Source organism: Herbiconiux dendrobii (assembly GCF_052048175.1).
Lineage (GTDB): Bacteria > Actinomycetota > Actinomycetes > Actinomycetales > Microbacteriaceae > Herbiconiux.
The window spans coordinates 37,144-52,712 of sequence record NZ_JBLZQV010000006.1; the positions used below are offsets into that span (position 1 = coordinate 37,144).

The 15,569-nt window shown below is 70.2% G+C and carries 14 protein-coding genes; 4 read left to right on the plus strand and 10 right to left on the minus strand.

Annotation, left to right across the window (positions count from 1 at the left end; translation table 11 throughout):
* Positions 1-11: 11 nt before the first annotated feature.
* The gene (locus tag ACN4JJ_RS17105) at positions 12-1,109 is read left to right on the plus strand and encodes a methylenetetrahydrofolate reductase (RefSeq protein ID WP_440711106.1); all 1,098 of its coding nucleotides are present in this window, start codon (positions 12-14) and stop codon (positions 1,107-1,109) included.
* On the opposite strand, the gene ACN4JJ_RS17110 is transcribed toward ACN4JJ_RS17105, so the two are convergent.
* From ACN4JJ_RS17110 to ACN4JJ_RS17120, 3 genes are all read right to left on the minus strand, one after another.
* Positions 1,099-2,769, minus strand: a complete 1,671-nt coding sequence (locus tag ACN4JJ_RS17110; RefSeq protein ID WP_440711107.1) for a glycoside hydrolase family 1 protein — start codon at positions 2,767-2,769, stop codon at positions 1,099-1,101. The two genes, ACN4JJ_RS17105 and ACN4JJ_RS17110, sit on opposite strands and share 11 nt — an antisense overlap.
* Entirely contained in the window at positions 2,766-4,778 is a 2,013-nt protein-coding gene (locus tag ACN4JJ_RS17115; RefSeq protein WP_440711108.1) for a beta-glucoside-specific PTS transporter subunit IIABC, read from the minus strand. The genes ACN4JJ_RS17110 and ACN4JJ_RS17115 overlap by 4 nt, the downstream gene beginning before the upstream one ends.
* A gap of 147 nt (positions 4,779-4,925) precedes the next feature.
* Complete coding sequence (locus ACN4JJ_RS17120) at positions 4,926-5,750, minus strand: PRD domain-containing protein (protein ID WP_440711109.1); 825 nt, start codon at positions 5,748-5,750, stop codon at positions 4,926-4,928.
* Positions 5,751-5,845: 95 nt separating this feature from the next.
* On the opposite strand from ACN4JJ_RS17120, the gene ACN4JJ_RS17125 reads away from it, so the two are divergent.
* The 3 genes from ACN4JJ_RS17125 (at position 5,846) to ACN4JJ_RS17135 (ending at position 8,991) form a co-directional block, all read left to right on the plus strand.
* Complete coding sequence (locus ACN4JJ_RS17125; RefSeq protein ID WP_440711110.1) at positions 5,846-6,856, plus strand: Gfo/Idh/MocA family protein; 1,011 nt, start codon at positions 5,846-5,848, stop codon at positions 6,854-6,856.
* Positions 6,857-6,961: 105 nt separating this feature from the next.
* Positions 6,962-7,222 (plus strand): HPr family phosphocarrier protein, encoded by a 261-nt coding sequence (locus tag ACN4JJ_RS17130; protein WP_440711111.1) that lies wholly within the window; start codon positions 6,962-6,964, stop codon positions 7,220-7,222.
* A gap of 44 nt (positions 7,223-7,266) precedes the next feature.
* Entirely contained in the window at positions 7,267-8,991 is a 1,725-nt protein-coding gene (locus ACN4JJ_RS17135; protein WP_440711112.1) for an alpha-keto acid decarboxylase family protein, read from the plus strand.
* Between the two features lie 12 nt (positions 8,992-9,003).
* Here the strand turns inward: ACN4JJ_RS17135 and ACN4JJ_RS17140 are convergent, their stop codons facing one another.
* From ACN4JJ_RS17140 to ACN4JJ_RS17170, 7 genes are all read right to left on the minus strand, one after another.
* Positions 9,004-9,690, minus strand: coding sequence for a pyridoxamine 5'-phosphate oxidase family protein (locus ACN4JJ_RS17140; protein WP_440711113.1), 687 nt, complete (start codon positions 9,688-9,690; stop codon positions 9,004-9,006).
* Positions 9,687-10,463 (minus strand): creatininase family protein, encoded by a 777-nt coding sequence (locus ACN4JJ_RS17145; protein WP_440711114.1) that lies wholly within the window; start codon positions 10,461-10,463, stop codon positions 9,687-9,689. The genes ACN4JJ_RS17140 and ACN4JJ_RS17145 overlap by 4 nt, the downstream gene beginning before the upstream one ends.
* On the minus strand, positions 10,460-11,791 hold the full coding sequence (locus tag ACN4JJ_RS17150; protein ID WP_440711115.1) for an FAD-binding oxidoreductase: 1,332 nt from the start codon (positions 11,789-11,791) through the stop codon (positions 10,460-10,462). The genes ACN4JJ_RS17145 and ACN4JJ_RS17150 overlap by 4 nt, the downstream gene beginning before the upstream one ends.
* A gap of 49 nt (positions 11,792-11,840) precedes the next feature.
* Positions 11,841-12,614 carry an SDR family NAD(P)-dependent oxidoreductase gene (locus ACN4JJ_RS17155; RefSeq protein ID WP_440711116.1) on the minus strand — a complete coding sequence of 258 codons (774 nt, stop codon included), beginning with the start codon at positions 12,612-12,614 and terminating at the stop codon, positions 11,841-11,843.
* 48 nt (positions 12,615-12,662) lie between these two features.
* Complete coding sequence (locus ACN4JJ_RS17160) at positions 12,663-13,841, minus strand: ABC transporter substrate-binding protein (RefSeq protein ID WP_440711117.1); 1,179 nt, start codon at positions 13,839-13,841, stop codon at positions 12,663-12,665.
* 100 nt (positions 13,842-13,941) lie between these two features.
* Positions 13,942-14,793 (minus strand): ABC transporter permease, encoded by an 852-nt coding sequence (locus ACN4JJ_RS17165; RefSeq protein ID WP_440711118.1) that lies wholly within the window; start codon positions 14,791-14,793, stop codon positions 13,942-13,944.
* Positions 14,793-15,566, minus strand: a complete 774-nt coding sequence (locus tag ACN4JJ_RS17170) for an ABC transporter ATP-binding protein (RefSeq protein WP_440711119.1) — start codon at positions 15,564-15,566, stop codon at positions 14,793-14,795. The genes ACN4JJ_RS17165 and ACN4JJ_RS17170 overlap by 1 nt, the downstream gene beginning before the upstream one ends.
* Positions 15,567-15,569 lie beyond the last annotated feature (3 nt).

Genomic DNA, 15,569 nt, shown 5'->3' on the forward strand with positions numbered 1-15,569 from the left:
AGCATCAGCGGATGAACGTCACCGCCCCCGATCGCGCCGGATGCCCCAAGCACATGGAGTACGGGCCGTGCGGAGGCGTCGACTTCGATGGCACGTGCGAAGTGGGCGACTTCCGCTGCGTCTTCCTCGAGACGCCGACCGTGCGCTGGCACGGGATCGCGCCGAATCCGCAGTCGCCCGCCGCGCCGGCATCCGCGGTGCAGGTGCACCACCTCGGTGATGCGCACGAGTTCCCGGTGGCGCCGCACGCCGGCGCCGCAGCCATGCGCGCGAGGATGGCCGCCGGCCCCGTGCTGATCGCCGATTTCCCGGGCCGATCCGTCGACCGCGCCTCGCTGCGGGAGTGCGCCCAGGCGCTCGCCGGCCGGGTGGATGCCACGCTGGCCGGAGACTCCGGGCGCAGTCGCGTGCAGTTCTCGCCCAGCTACCGCGCGCACCTCATCCAGGAGGCCGGTCTCCCGGTGTGGGCCGGCCTGAACGCGCGCGACCGCAACCGGGTCGCCCTCGAGGGCGAGCTCGCGGGCCTGGCCGAGGTGGGGGTGGCGGCCGTGCACTGCGTGACGGGCGATCACACCGCCACGGGCGACCGGCCGGATGCTCTGCCCGTCTTCGACCTGGACTCCACCGGGATGGCCGCCCTCGCCCGGCAGGCCGGTCACCTCGTGTCGGTGGGCGAGTCGCCCACCACACCGCCGCAGCAGAAGAGGGCGGCCCGGCTGCACGAGAAGGTGCGGGCCGGGGCCGACCTGTGCTTCGTCAACCACGCGGGCGGCGCCGAGCCGGTGCGCCGCTTCATCGACGAGGTGCGCGAGCTCGGCGTCTCGCCCGGTTTTATCCCGTGCGTGCCGATGGTGGTCGACGCCGGCAGCGCCGGGCTGCTGAAGACGTTCACCACGCTCGTGCTGCCGGAGGGCTACCTCGACCGCATCCTGCACGCCGCCGATCCCTTCGCCGCGGGGATGGATGCCGTCACCCGCCTGTGCGAGCAGCTGCTCGAGCTCGACGGGGTGGTGGGCGTGAACCTCTCGGGAGGGGCGGCGGCCGGCGCCGAGGTCGCCTTCGCGGATGCGATGGGACGGGTCGCCGACCGCCTGGGCCTCAGGCCGTAGGCGCCGAGGGAACGGCGGCCACGGGTGATGCCGACGCCGACGGAGCCACCGGCGGAACCGCCTGGTCGAGCACGGCCCCGTTCGAGGCCACCAGCTGCTGGTACCAGAAGAAGCTGTCCTTGCGCACGCGGTCGTAGCTGCCGGTGCCCGCGTCGTCCGCATCGACGTAGATCACGCCGTACCGCTTGGTCATCTGCGAGGTCGAGGCGCTCACGATGTCCAGCCCGCCCCAGGCGGTGTACCCCAGGAGCTGCACGCCGTCGGCGATCGCCTCGCGCACCTGGCGCAGGTGCTGCACGAAGTAGTCGATGCGGTAGTCGTCGTGCACGCGCCGGGTGTCGGATGCCCCGGTCGCGGCATCCGGAGCCGTCCCCTCCAGCACGTCGGTGGCCCCGAGACCGTTCTCCACGATGAACAGGGGCACCTGGTAGCGGTCCCAGAGATCGTTGAGTACGTAGCGCAGGCCTTCCGGGTCGAAGTGCCAGCCCCACTCGGTCGTGGGCAGGTGCGGGTTCTTGATGGTGCTGAACAGGTTTCCGCCGGTCGCCCCGTACTTCTCGGGCGACACCGACGAGACCAGGCTCATGTAGTAGCTGAACGAGAGGAAGTCGACGGTGTTCGCCGCCAGCAGCTCCTCGTCGCCCGGTTCCATGACCACGTGGATGCCCTGGTCGCGCCAGAAGCGGCGCACGGTTCCGGAGTACCGTCCGCGCACCTGCACATCGGTGTGGAACAGGTTCAGGTTGTTGTCGAACTGCGCCTTCACGATGTCGGCCGGGTCGCTGGAGGCGGGGTAGTGCGCCATCCGGGCGAGCATGCAGCCCACCTGCGCCTCCGGGTCGAGCTCGTGCACGAGGCGCACGGCCAGAGCGCTCGCCACGAACTGGTGGTGCAGCGCCTGATAGCCGGCCTGGCGCGGGCCGACACCCGGCGCCGGCTCGCGCTCGATCACCCCACCGCCCGTGTAGGGCTCGATGACGGTCGTGTTGATCTCGTTGAAGGTGAGCCAGTAGCGCACGAGCCCCCGGTAGCGGGTCACAAGGGTGCGGGCGTAGCGCTCGAAGAGGCCCACCACCGCGCGGTTCGTCCAGCCGCCGTACTCGGTCACGAGGTGCAGCGGCATCTCGTAGTGCGACATCGTGACGACCGGCTCGATGCCCTTCTCGCGCAGGCGCGTGAAGAGGCGCTCGTAGAACAGCAGGCCCTCCTCGTTGGGCTCCGCGTCGTCGCCGTTCGGGAAGATGCGCGACCAGGCGATCGACATCCGCAGGGCCTTCAGGCCGAGCTCGGCGAAGAGATCGACATCGCCCTCCCAGCGGTGGTAGAAGTCGCTGGCCGAGCGTTTGGGGTAGCCGGCCGAGCCCGGGGTGGCGACCGCCTCGGCGATCGTCGCATCCGTCGCCTTCATCAGCGCGCTGATGTCGACGTAGTCGCGGGCGGTGCGGAAGGGGATGACGTCGGCCTGCGAGAGGCCCTTGCCGCCCTCGTCGAAGCCGCCCTCGACCTGGTTCGCGGCGAAGGCCGTGCCCCAGAGGAAGCCCTCGGGGAAGGGGCCGGTGGCGCCGGCGGGGCTGGGGTCGGTCGCGGTCACGGGGCTCGGGCCGGTGGCGTCGACGGATGCCGCGGCCGAGGTGGCCGCGTCAGTGCTCTCGGCGGTCATACGGCGGCTCCCTCGGTGGTGCGGGTGACACGGATGAGGGCGTCACCGGCGCGCACGGGACCCGTGGTTCCGGGGTCCACGGCGTAGTCGCCCGAGTTGGTGATCACGATCACGGTCAGGGTGTCGTTGGTGAGCGCGATCGCGGCGAGGTCGACGTCGAGCAGCAGGTCGCCCGTGCCGACCCGGTCGCCGACGGCGACGTGCGAGATGAAGCCGGCGCCCTTCAGGTTCACCGTGTCCAGGCCCACGTGGATGAGCACCTCGACGCCCGAGTCGCTGCGCACGGCGACGGCGTGCTTGGTGGGGAACACCGTCACGACCTCGCCGTCGACGGGCGAGGTGACCCGGCCGTCGGTAGGCCGGATCGCGGTGCCGTCACCGACGATGCGCTTGGAGAAGGTGGCGTCGGGCACGTCGTCGAGCGACACGAGCTCGCCGGTCATGGGGGAGGAGACGATCTCGCCGAGGCCGGTGCCGGTGGGGAGGGTTCCGGATGCGGCGCCCGCGGTCGAACCGGAGACCGCGGTCGCGGCATCCGTCGTCGCCGCCGACGAAGCGACCGGAGCAGCGGCAACGGGAGCAGCAGCAACCGCACCGTTCTCGGCGGTGCGCGCCAGGATCGACTCGTCGATGCCGAGGATCATCGACACCACGGTCGAGACGATGAACGCCACCACGATGCCCACGATCGCCCAGATGAAGGTCTCGCCGACGAGGCCGGGCAGGCCCGGGAGCCCGCCGTTGCCCGCGAGCACGTAGGCCTTGACGCCCAGGCCGAGCGAGATCGCCCCGCCCACGCCGGCGCCCGCCATGGACGCGATCAGCGGCCGGCGCAGCGGCAGCGCCAGGCCGTAGAGGGCCGGCTCGGTGACACCCATCAGCGCGGTGAAGGTGGTGGAGAGCGAGAGCGCCTTGACCTGCTTGTTCTTCGCGCGCAGGAACACGCCGAACACGGCACCGGCGGTGGCGAAGGTCTGCACGTAGGTGAGCGGCAGGAACTTGTCGTAGCCGAGCGTGGCCAGGTTCTGCAAGATGAACGGCACGAGCGTGTAGTGCATGCCGGTCATGATGATCAGCGGCAGCAGCGCGCCGATCACGAATCCGGCGGGGGCGCCACCGTTGTCGAGGGCCCAGTTGATGCCGCCGGCGACGCCGTTGCCGATGAAGGTGCCGAGCGGGCCGAGCGCGATGAGCGTGATCGGGGCGACGATGACGAGCGTGAGCATCGGCACGAAGGTGAGCTTGAGGAAGCTCGGGATGATCGCGGTGAACCCGCGCTCCACCCACGACATCAGGTACACGCCGAGCAGCACCGGGATGACCGAGTACGAGTACGTCACCGCCGTCACCGGGATGCCGAACAGGGCCACCGGGTCGCCGGCGCCGAGCAGCGTGCCGAGGGCCGGGTAGACCAGGATCGCGCCGAGCGAGCCGGCGACGTAGGGGTTGGCGCCGAGCTTGCGGGCGGCCGAGATGGCCACGATGACGGGCAGGAAGAAGAACACCGCGTCCGCGATGGCCGAGAAGATCAGGAAGGTCTGCGAGGTGGGGTCGACCCAACCGAAGGCGTTGATCAGGGCGAGCACACCCTTCAGCAGACCCGCGCCGGCGATGGCGGGCAGGATCGGCGCGAAGGTGCCCGAGATGAAGTCGAGGAAGCGGGCGAAGGTGCGCTTGGCGAGGTTGCCGTCCTTGGCCGTGGCGGCTCCGGATCCGTCTTCGGATGCGGCGCCCGATCCGTCGACCGTCTCGGCGCTGGCCAGGCGCGGCAGCTCGGCCACGATGGCGCGGTAGACGTCGGGGACGTCGTTGCCGACGATCACCTGGTACTGCGTGCCGGCGTCGTTCACGCCCATCACGGGGGCGATCGCCTGGAGCGCGCCCTGGTCGGCCTTCGCGTTGTCCTTCAGGCCGAAGCGCAGTCGGGTGACGCAGTGGTAGAGGGAGGCGATGTTCTCCTCGCCGCCGACCGCCGCGATGATCGCGGTGGCATCTTTCTGGTACTTCATGGAACTCTCCGATGAGTAGAGAATCCCGGGCTTCACGCGGAGGGTCCTGACGCGGCTTCGGATTCGGTGTTGGGGGTGTGGGGGTGGTGCGGGTGGGGTGGTGCGGGTCGGTGGGCGGGCATCCGGAGCCGGATGCTCGCGAGGCTTCTAGAGGAAGTTCGCGATGTGCAGGCCGATGTAGACCTTCTCCGAGGCGCTCATCGCGTGCCCGTGGCTGCGCATCACGAAGGCATCGACCTTGTCGACGCTCGCGAAGGCCTCCGGTTTCTGCTCGCGCAGGATGCGCAGCAGTTCGGCGTCGTCGCGCTGCACGGTCTCGCCGAGCAGCACGCGCTGGGCGAAGAAGCGCAGGTGGGTGACGAAGCGGAGGTAGGCGGGGCTGTCCTCCTCGTAGTCGAGCCCGTAGTGCAGCCGCACGATCTCGAGGATCGCGTGGGTGAGCTCCATCAGGCGGGCCGCGCTGTCGGCCGCCCCGCCCACCTGGGCGTTGATGACGTGCAGCGCGATGCTGATCGCCTCCTCGGGCGGCAGCTCGACCTCGAGGCGGGTGTTCAGCTCGGTCACGGCGCTCTTCGCGAAGGCGTACTCGGTGGGGTAGAAGCGGCGCACCTCGACGGCGAGCGGCACCGTGAAGTCGCCGCCCTCGCGGGCGCGCTGCACCGCGAAGCTCAGATGATCGGCCAGCGAGGCGTAGAGGCTGTCGCTGATCTTCGACGACAGTTCGGCACGGGCCCGGGTGACCAGGTCGGCGGTGGCCGACAGGATCTCGGCCGGGATCGAGCCCACGATGCTCGCGAAATGGCGGCTGGCCGCGTCGTCGTCGAGCCGGAACACCTTCTCGATCAGCGACTCGTCGATGCTCTCGCCGGGCTTGGAGTGGAAGCCCAGGCCCTTGCCGAAGACGATGACCTCTTGCAGCGAGTCGTCGAGGGCGTCGACCACGCTGTTGTTCAGTACCCGCCGTACGATCACTTCTGCCACTCCTAGGAACACGGTCTGCGGCCTCGTCTTCGAGTGCCGCTACGGTGTTGCCTGCAGATGCAGTGACAAGCCACAGGGATACTAACATGAGCTCTCCGCCCCCCGCCCCGATGCCTTCCGGCTCGACGGATCCGATCCGCTGGGGCATCCTGGGTGCGGGCAGGATCGCCACCGCGTTCGTCGCCGATCTGGTGGCCGCGGGGCACACCGTCGCCGCCGTGGGGGCCCGCTCCGGCGACTCGGCCCGGGCCTTCGCCGACCGATTCGGCATTCCGCACGCGCACGCCGGCTACGAGGCGCTGCTGGCGGACGACAGGGTGGATGCGGTCTACATCGCCACCCCGCAGGGCCTGCACGAGGAGCACGCGGGGATGGTGTTCGCGGCCGGCAAGGCGGCGCTGATCGAGAAGTCGTTCACGGTCGACGGGCCGAGCGCACGGCGGGTCGCGGATGCGGCGCGCGAGGCGGGTGTGTTCGCGATGGAGGCGATGTGGACGCGCTTCCTGCCGCCCATGGTGGAGCTGCGGCGGGCGATCGCCGAGGGCCGCATCGGCGGGCTGCGCTCGGTCGACACCGGCCACTACCAGGCCATCCGTCCGCAGGCCGGGAGCCGTCATCTCGACCCGGCACTCGGCGGCGGCGCGCTGATCGACCTCGGCGTGTACGGCGTCTCGTTCGCGGTGCAGCTGCTCGGGGCGCCGACCTCGATCGAGGCGGTCGGCGACATCCTGCCGAGCGGTGTCGACGGTGACGCGACGGTGCTGATGCGGCACGAGCGCGGCTACTCGAGCACGCGCTTCTCGATGCAGCAGGCGGGGCCGAGCCGGGCGGCCGTGATCGGCTCCGAGGGGTACCTCGAGCTCGACCCGTACTGGTTCACCTGGACCTCGCTCAGCCGGCACAGCGGCGACCGCCCCTCGGTCGAGCTCGAGCGGTTCGAGGCCGGGCTGACCCCTCGCGGCCTGCACTTCCAGGCCGCCGAGGTCGAGAGGTGCCTCCGCGCCGGGCTGACCGAGAGCACCGTGATGCCGCTGGAGGAGAGCGTCGTGGTGATGGAGACCCTCGATCGCATCCGGGAGCGACTGCGAGATGGCTGATTTGACACTCGCCGCGTCGCGCGGTGGACTAGGGGCCGAAACAGGATTGTTACCACGCACGGGCAAAACCTGAGGTCATCCCCCTTCCCTTTCAGGAGTCGCACCATGCCCGAACGCCGTTTCACCGTCACCGCCCCCTCCGGCCTGCACGCCCGCCCCGTGGGCATCATGGTCAAGGCGGTCACCGAGAGCGGTCACGCCGTCACCATCGGGCGTCCGGATGCGGCGGGCGTCGACGCGCGCAGCATCCTGGCCGTGCTCGGCCTCGGCTTCGGCCAGGGCGACGAGGTCGTGCTGCACTCGGACGACGAGTCGGCCGACGCCTTCCTCGGCGAGCTCGCCGAGACGCTCGCCGCCGCGGAGTAGCAGCGCTACCGGGGCTGCGGGGCCCGAGATGGCATGCTGGTCGCATGAGTGACCAGACACAATCCGGAAGCCCCACCCCCGCCGGCCCGACACCCACCACCGTGACCGTCGGCCAGTACCTCGCCACCCGCCTGGTGCAGCTCGGCGCCGACCACGTGTTCGGCCTGCCGGGCGACTTCAACCTCAGCCTGCTCGACCAGATGGTGACCGTGCCCGGTTTTCACTGGACGGGCTCCACCAACGAGCTGAACGCCGCCTACGCGGCCGACGGCTACGCACGACTGCGCCGCGGCATCGGCGCGCTCGTGACCACCTTCGGGGTGGGTGAGCTCTCGGCCATCAACGGCGTCGCGGGCAGCTTCTCCGAAGACGTGCCCGTGGTGCAGATCACCGGGATGCCCTCCACCACGGCCCGCGCGCAGGGGCTGCACCTGCACCACACCCTGATCGACGGCGACTACGAGCACTTCTTCCGCGCCTACCGGGAGGTGACCGCCTCGGCCACGATCGTGCGCCTCGCCACCGCCACGCGCGACATCGACGCCGCGCTGATGACGGCGCTGCGCGAATCGAAGCCGGTGTACCTGGGCATCCCGTCCGACGTGGCGGTCGCGCCGGTGCACGCGGCGAACCTGCGCACTCCGCTGGTGGCCGCCTCCAGCGATGCCGCCGAGCTCGCCCGCTTCACGGCGGCGCTCGCCGAGGCCGTGGCCGCGCAGTCGCAGGTGACGATGCTCGTGGGCCCGCAGGTGCACCGCCGGCGGCTCGAGCCGCTCATCCGTTCGATCGCCGATCACGACGGGGTGTACCTGGCCTCGCAGAACATGTCGAAGGCCATCCTCGACGAGTCGCATCCGGCGTCGCTCGGCACCTACATGGGCGCGTTCACGCGGGTCGACGCGGCCCGCGAGGCGGTCGATTCGGCGCCGTTGCTGGTGCTGGCCGGCACGGTGATGAGCGACTTCCTGACCGGCTTCTTCACGCAGCGTTTCGACGAGGACGCCGCGATCGAGCTCGGGCTGACCTCGGCGCGGATCGCCGACACGACCTTCTACGACGTGCGCCTCGAGGATTCCCTTCGAGCGCTGCACGCCGTTCTCGGGGAGTCGTCCCGGCCGGCGGTCTCGCCGGTCGGGCATCCGGATGTCCCGTCCGCCGCCTCGCCCGAGCCGGGTGCGCCTCTTTCCCAGGAGTATTTCTGGGGCGCGATCCAAGACTGGCTGCAGCCCGGCACGACCGTGATCGCGGATGCCGGCACCTCGTTCTACGGAGCGCTGGACCTCGTGCTGCCCGACGGGTCGGCGCTGCTCGGGCAGCCGGTGTGGTCGTCGATCGGCTACACGATCCCCGCGACGCTCGGCGCGTGCGTGGCCGACCCCTCGCGGCGGGCGGTGCTGTTCGTCGGCGACGGTGCGGCGCAGCTGACCGTGCAGGAGCTGGCCACCGTGCTGCACCGCGGCTTCACGCCCGTGATCTTCCTGCTGAACAACGACGGCTACACGGTCGAGCGCAAGATCCAGAGCCCGGCGGCGGTGTACCAGGACATCACGCCCTGGGACTGGACCCTCATCCCCGCAGCCTTCGGCGCGGCCGATCGCGTGGTCACGGCGAAGGCCTCGACGCAGGACGAGCTGGCCGCCGCGCTGCAGATGGCGCACGCCACGCCCGACCGCGCGATCTTCATCGAGGTGCGCCTCCCCGAGCTCGACTCCCCGCGCCTGCTCACGGTGCTCACCGAGGCGATCGCCGCCGCGGCCGCGAAGCACTGAGGGGGAGCGGGGTCAACCCGGGAGGAGGGCGCGGGTCCAGGGGGCGTCGGGGGAGGGGGCCTCGCGGGTGAACTCGGTGCGGCGGCCCGCGGTGTCGGGGCGGCCCTCCCAGAAGGTGAGGCGGATCGGGGTGACCACGTAGCCGACCCAGGTGTCGGGCGGGGTGAGCGTGCCCTCCGGATGCTCGGCGTCGAAGGCGGCCCAGCGGGCGATCCGCTCGGCCAGGGGGAGCGCGGCGAACTCCGGCGTGTTCAGCCAGGCGAGGATCTGCAGGTACCGCGAGCGGCAGCCGTAGACGCGCTCGGCCTCGTCGGCGGGCGCGATGCTCGCGTCTCCCTGGATCACCAGCTGGCGCCCGGGGCCGAGCAGGGTGAGGGCGACCCGGGGCGTCGCGGTGCCCACGATCTTCCGCGAGCGGGAGTCGGTGTGGAAGAAGAAGCCGCTCTCGTCGTATTCGCTGAGCAGCACGGTGCGCGCATCCGGGTACCCGTCGACGCCGAGGGTCGAGAGGCTCATGGTCGGCCGCACCGGGTCGTCGTTCCGCGGCAGCCAGTCGGGCAGGATGCGGTCGGGTGTCGCGTTGTCGGGGATCTGCACCGGGCTCGCGGCGGTGGCGCCGGGCAGGCCGGGCGGCGGCACCGCGCCAGCCGTCTGACCCTGCGTGGATCGGGCCGTGCCGGTCTCGGTCGGGTCGCTCACGCCGCCCCTCCCGCGGCGTCGAAGCGGCCGATCTCCGCGAAGGCGGCGACCGAGTCGGTGACCGCTGCGTCGAAGAGCTCGGCGCCGTAGGCGGCCGTCGCACCGGTCGGATCGCCGAGCGTGCCGTTGGTGGCGAAGTCGTTCGAGAGCCAGCCGAAGGTGACCCGCTTCTTGAAGCCGATGTGCTCGTAACCGGCCAGGTGTTCCGGCACGCTCCGCTCCGCGAGCGAGAGATCGACCAGCTCGGGCCGCAGGTGCAGCACCAGCGAGGTCTCGGCGTGGCCGGCGTGGATGCCGAGACCGAGCTCCTCGGGGCCGTCGTGCGCGCCGGCGGGCACGGTGGCGCCCATCAGGAAGGTCTGCAGCCCGAAGCGGCGGCGCAGTTCCCGGCAGGCCACCTGCAGCAGCGCCAGGTTGCCGCCGTGCCCGTTGAAGAACACGAGCTTGCGAGCCGGCGTCGCCGCGATCGAGTTGCCGAGCTCGACCACGGTCTGCATCAGCGTGTCCCAGCTGATCCACATCGTTCCGGACGCCCAGTGGTGCTCGTCCGACTTGGTGTAGGCGAGGGTCGGCAGGATCCAGACGTCTTGTCCCTCGGCGGCCGCCTGCTCGACGGCGGCGTTCGCGACGCTGTCGGCGATCAGGTAGTCGGTCATCAGCGGCAGGTGCGGGCCGTGGTGCTCGATGGCGCCGGTGGGGAGCACGATGACGGAGTCCTCGGACAGGGCGACAGTGGCTGCGGTGCCGGAGAGCTCGACCAGGCGGCGGCTCATGCGCGCTTCTCCGGGCCGAGCAGGGCGCCCTCGGGCGGTAGCTTGCCCGGGTTGAGCAGGCCCTCGGGGTCGGTGCCGGCGGCCAGGGCGCGCGTGCGCTCCACCTGGTGGTCGACGAACCACTGGTGCGGGCTGTGGTAGCCGACGTCGATCGCGAGCAGGCGCTCGAAGCCCTCGTAGACGGCCTCGGGGCTCACGTAGGGGGCCGCGAGCATCCCGATCGGGTAGTCGCGCTGGGCCTCGATGTGCAGCAGGCCACCCGGGTACACCGCGTGCACCTCGTCGAGCCGGTCGACGAGCGCGTCGCCGGAGACCTCGACGTGGAACCAGGTCTCGTCGGGCACCGACTTCTGCAGCCACTCGATCGGGTGGTTGTAGGAGAGCATCGAGATCTTCACGGTGGACTGCGGTCCTTCGCGCACCTCCTCGACCCGGCCACCGGCGCCCTCGACCAGGGCCGTTGCCGCCTCGATCGTCGCGGCGTCGAGGATGGCACGGAGCGACGCGCGGCCCTTCGGGATGGCGTCGTCGGCGGGCAGGGCGTCGGCGATGCGCGGCAGGTCGGCCGAGACCAGGCGCGGGGTGGGTTCGAGCCTCCCGACCTGCCGCAGGATCGAGGTGGCCTGCTCGAAGGAGGGGAAGCTCGCGTAGAAGCCGCGCCAGTCCTGTACCGGCTCGAGGGCGATGGTGGCCCGGGCGATGATGCCCGCCGTGCCGTAGGTGTGCACGTAGGGCTGCGCCTCGGCGCCTTCGACGTGCACCAGCTCGGCGTCGGGGGAGGCGTAGACCACGTCGAGCGCGAGCACGTAGTCACCGCTCATGTTCGAGCCGTGCTTGATCGAGCCCGTGCCGCCGGAGCCGCCCGACAGGAAGCCGCCGATCGAGGACTGCGCGGTGGACGGGTACATCAGGATCTGCTGCCCGCTCTCGCGCGCCGCCTGCTCGATCGTGACCATCGGCGTGCCGGCCTCGGCGGTGAGCCAGCCTTCGCCGACCTCCACGACGGCGCGGGCCTTGGACATGTCGAGCACCAACCCGCCCTCGAGGGGGATGGCCTGCCCGTAGTTGCCGGTGCCCTTGCCCCGCGGGGTCACGGAGACGCCGTGGCGCACGGCGGCGGCCACGACCTGGGCGATCTGCTCGGCGTTCGTGGGGAAGGCGACGATGTCGGCGAGCCCGAGCGGCAGCTGCTCCGCCAGGATGGGCGACATCTTCGCCCCGTCGACCGAGGCCTTCTCGCGGCCACGGAGTTCGGTGCTGACACCTCGCTCTCCCAGGATGCCGACGAGTTCGGCGGCGAGGGCGGAGATGTCTTCAGGGGTGGTCATGCGGAGGATCCTCTGGTGCGGTGGAGCGGATGGGGAGACGAGCCGGCGCTCAGGACATGAGCATCCCGCCGGTGACGTTGACGGCCTGCCCGGTCATGTAGTCCGAGTCGGCGGAGGCGAGGAACGCGGCCACTCCGGCCACGTCGGCGGGGTCTGCCAGCCGCCCGAGCGGCGAGTAGGTCGACCACTCGGCCACGTCTTCGGCCGTGCGGGTGTCGGCGCCCATCTCGGTGAGCACGTAGCCCGGGCAGATGCAGTTGGCGGTGATTCCGGATGCGCCGAGTTCGAGCGCGGTCACCCGGGTCAGGGCGATCACGGCCGACTTGGAGGCGGCGTAGTGGCCCTGCCCGGCACCGCCGGTCTTGCCGGCCATGCTGGCCATGTTGATGATCTTGCCGCCGTGGCCGGCGGCGATCATCGAGCGGGCGGCGAGCTGGGTGGTGACCAGCATCGCCGTGGTGTTGATGGCGAACATCGTCTCCCACTCCTGCACCGTGATCTCCAGGAGCGGCGCGAAGCGCAGGATGCCGGCGTTGTTCACGAGCACGTCGATGCCGTCGAGCTTCTCGAGCGCGGTGCCGAAGGCGTCTTCGGTGTCCGCCTGGTCGCCCAGGTCGACCGGCACGAAGTGACAGCCGATCTCCTGGGCGAAGGCGGAGCCCTGCTCGGCCAGACGGTCGAGCACCACCACCTCGGCGCCCTCGGCGGTGCAGCGCTCGGCGATGGCGGCACCGATCCCACGCGCCCCACCCGTGACGAGCATCCGCGTGCCCTCGAGTCGTCGACCCGGAGCGCGCTGCTCGGTCACGGATGGGAGCGTCATGGTCTCAGCTGCTTTCTGTTCGCGGGAGAGGGGGCCGGCCTGAGCCGGCTACTTCAGCCCGATGGAGCTGTCGATGAACTCGTTGGTGTAGATGTCGTCCACCGCGAGCCCGTCGGACGGGGAAGTGCCGAGACCGGAGAAGATCGGCACGACCGTGTCGAAGAAGGTCGACATGCGGTCGTCGTCGAAGTCGCCGATGGTGTCGTTCGGGCCGTTGCCCACGATGCCTTCGTCGATCATCGTCTTCACCGAGTAGTCGGCCACGCCCTGAGAGTAGACCCAGCCGGTGTCGAACTTCTCCACCAGGTCGAGGATCATCGTGTTCACCGGCGCGGGGTCGGCGAAGTAGTCGACCTCGGCCTGCTGCAGCACGGGCACGAGCGCCTTGAGGCAGTCGCTGTCGGCCGCGAGGTCATCCGTACGAACGGCCATCGCCGACTGGTACGCCTCGTAGCCGGTGTCGTTGATGAGCTGGTAGGCGACCGGCTTCATCCAGTCGGCGACCTCGTTCTCGTAGATGTAGGGCTCGGCCGAGGCGAAGCCCTGCTGGGCGTCCTTGCCGCCGGAGGCGATGAAGCTGGCGGGGGTTCCGTCGTAGCTGCCGTCGGCCTGGGCGGTGGGGATGATGTTCGTGGTGTTGAGGTACTCCATGTACGCCGATCCGCCGAAGTAGCGCACCACGGCGCCGGCCTTCACGACGTCTTCGATGGTCTTCGCGTCGGGGTAGGTCTCCGGGTCCCACATCACCATCAGCGGGCTGATGTCCAGCGGAGCGAAGACGGCGGTGGTGGGCATGTCGGCCGAGAGCAGCACGGCCTCGTCGGTGGTGACGTAGCCGAGCATGATGTCGGGGTCGGTGTACATCTGGCTGGAGACGGTCTGGAAGCCGATCGCCGGGCCGCCGGAGCGGATCTCGACGTCGACTCCGGTGTACTCGCCGGCCGAGAAGAGCGGGCCGGAGACGAGCTTGTTGTCGGAGTCGATCACCGGATCCGGCCCGAGCAGCTGGTAGAGGTGACCGTGCTCGGACTCCGGGTTCCAGTCGGTCTGGATGACGACCTTCGCCGGACAGCCCGCCGCGGCGAGATCGACGGAGCCGATGGTGAGATCGGCCGAGGAGGTGGATTCGTCGCTCGCCGAGGAGCCGCTGCTGCAGGCGGCGAGGGCGATCGCGGTGGTGGCCACGAGGCCGGTGGTGAGGATGAGCCGTGTTCGGGTGCTGCGCATGTCTACTCCTTGTGTCTGTGGTGCAGGGAGGGATGGTGCGGTGGAGCCAGGGTGGGATGGTGCGGTGGAACGCTGTGGGCCGGCGGCAGGCGCCGGCGGATCAGCTGGCGGAGAAGTCGTACCACTTGCCGACGACCCGCTTGCCGAGCCAGCCGAACAGGATGAAGATCAGCACGCCGAACAGCGAGGCCGTGATGATGGCGGCGAAGAGCTCGGCCGACTGCACCCGGGACTGGTAGTTCGAGATGAGCGACCCGAGACCCGGTTCGCCGCGGCGGAAGAAGTAGTCGCCGACGATCGCGCCGACCACGGCGAGGCCGGCGGAGATCCGCATGCCCGCGAAGATGGCGGGCAGCGCGGCCGGGAACTCGAGCTTGGTGAGCACCGTCCAGCGGGACGCCTTCTGCAGCTGGAACAGCTCGCGCTGACCCTTGTCGACCGACTGCAGCCCGAACAGGGTGTTCGACACCATCGGGAACAGGGCGATCATCACGCAGACGATGATGCGGGCGGGGTAGTCGAAGCCGAACCAGAAGCCGATCAGCGGCACCAGGGCGAGGATCGGGATGCACTGCAGGATGACGGCGTAGGGGAACGTGGAGCGCTCGATCCAGCGGGCCTGGCTCATCGCGATGGCCCAGCCGATGCCGATGATCATCGCGATCGCGAGACCAACCAGGGCCACCACCGCGGTGCGGCCGAGCGCCACCATGATGTCGCTGAACACGTCGGGCTGGAAGAAGGCCTCGGTGAACACCTCGTGAGGGGGCGGCAGCAGGAAGCGGCGCTTGTCGTCGAGCACCACGTACGAGACGAGGTACCAGATGGCGATGATGCCGAGGGCCACCAGCACCGGCGGCACCCAGGTGGCCGACTTCTTCTTGGTCGAGCTGACCGTGGCCGGCCGCATCAGCGTGCGGTTCTTCGGGGGAGCGGGCGGTGTCGTCGTCATCAGTGGTGACCTTCTCGGAGAGCGTGGGAGACCTGGCCGCAGAGTTCGGCGAACTCGGCGGTGAAGCGGATCTCGGGGTCGCGGGGGAACGGGAACTCCACCGGGAACTCGTCGACGATCTTGCCGGGGCGCCCCGACATGACGACCACCTTGGTGGAGAGGTACACCGCTTCCGACACGGAGTGGGTGATGAACAGGCCGGCGAACTGCTGCTCGGTGAAGAGCTTGATCAGCTCGTCGTTCAGGCGCTCGCGGGTGATCTCGTCGAGTGCGCCGAAGGGCTCGTCGAACAGGAACAGCTCGGGGTCGAGGGTGAGCGAGCGGGCCAGCGAGGTGCGCATCTTCATGCCGCCCGAGAGCGTGCGCGGCAGGTGCTTCTCGAAGCCGGACAGGCCGACCAGGTCGATCGCCTCCTTGGCGGTCTTCTGCCGCTCCTTCTTGGACTTGCCGTTCAGCTCGGCGAGAAGCTCGACGTTCGACTGCACGTCGCGCCAGGGCAGGAGCGTCGCATCCTGGAACACGTAGCCGATGCGGCTGGTGTCGACCTGCGTCGTGCCCTCCGTGGCCGGGGTGAGGCCGGAGGCGATCCGGAGCAGCGTCGACTTGCCGCAGCCGGAGGGGCCGACGACGGTGACGAACTCGCCGCGGTTGACGGTCAGGGACACTCCGGAGAGCGCCGTGGTGCCGTTCGGGAACGTCATCGCGACGTCGTCGAAATGCAGCAGCTGATCGGTCGTGGTCGTGGGAGCGACAGGCGGGGTGGCGATGGACATGGA

Excerpts from the sequence above, each read along its gene's own strand:
- ACN4JJ_RS17105 (WP_440711106.1), top strand. The coding sequence starts at position 12 with ATGAACGTCACCGCCCCCGATCGCGCCGGATGCCCCAAGCACATGGAG.
- ACN4JJ_RS17110 (WP_440711107.1), bottom strand. The coding sequence starts at position 2,769 with ATGACCGCCGAGAGCACTGACGCGGCCACCTCGGCCGCGGCATCCGTC.
- ACN4JJ_RS17115 (WP_440711108.1), bottom strand. The coding sequence starts at position 4,778 with ATGAAGTACCAGAAAGATGCCACCGCGATCATCGCGGCGGTCGGCGGC.
- ACN4JJ_RS17125 (WP_440711110.1), top strand. The coding sequence starts at position 5,846 with ATGAGCTCTCCGCCCCCCGCCCCGATGCCTTCCGGCTCGACGGATCCG.
- ACN4JJ_RS17130 (WP_440711111.1), top strand. The coding sequence starts at position 6,962 with ATGCCCGAACGCCGTTTCACCGTCACCGCCCCCTCCGGCCTGCACGCC.
- ACN4JJ_RS17135 (WP_440711112.1), top strand. The coding sequence starts at position 7,267 with ATGAGTGACCAGACACAATCCGGAAGCCCCACCCCCGCCGGCCCGACA.
- ACN4JJ_RS17145 (WP_440711114.1), bottom strand. The coding sequence starts at position 10,463 with ATGAGCCGCCGCCTGGTCGAGCTCTCCGGCACCGCAGCCACTGTCGCC.
- ACN4JJ_RS17150 (WP_440711115.1), bottom strand. The coding sequence starts at position 11,791 with ATGACCACCCCTGAAGACATCTCCGCCCTCGCCGCCGAACTCGTCGGC.
- ACN4JJ_RS17155 (WP_440711116.1), bottom strand. The coding sequence starts at position 12,614 with ATGACGCTCCCATCCGTGACCGAGCAGCGCGCTCCGGGTCGACGACTC.
- ACN4JJ_RS17160 (WP_440711117.1), bottom strand. The coding sequence starts at position 13,841 with ATGCGCAGCACCCGAACACGGCTCATCCTCACCACCGGCCTCGTGGCC.
- ACN4JJ_RS17165 (WP_440711118.1), bottom strand. The coding sequence starts at position 14,793 with ATGACGACGACACCGCCCGCTCCCCCGAAGAACCGCACGCTGATGCGG.
- ACN4JJ_RS17170 (WP_440711119.1), bottom strand. The coding sequence starts at position 15,566 with ATGTCCATCGCCACCCCGCCTGTCGCTCCCACGACCACGACCGATCAG.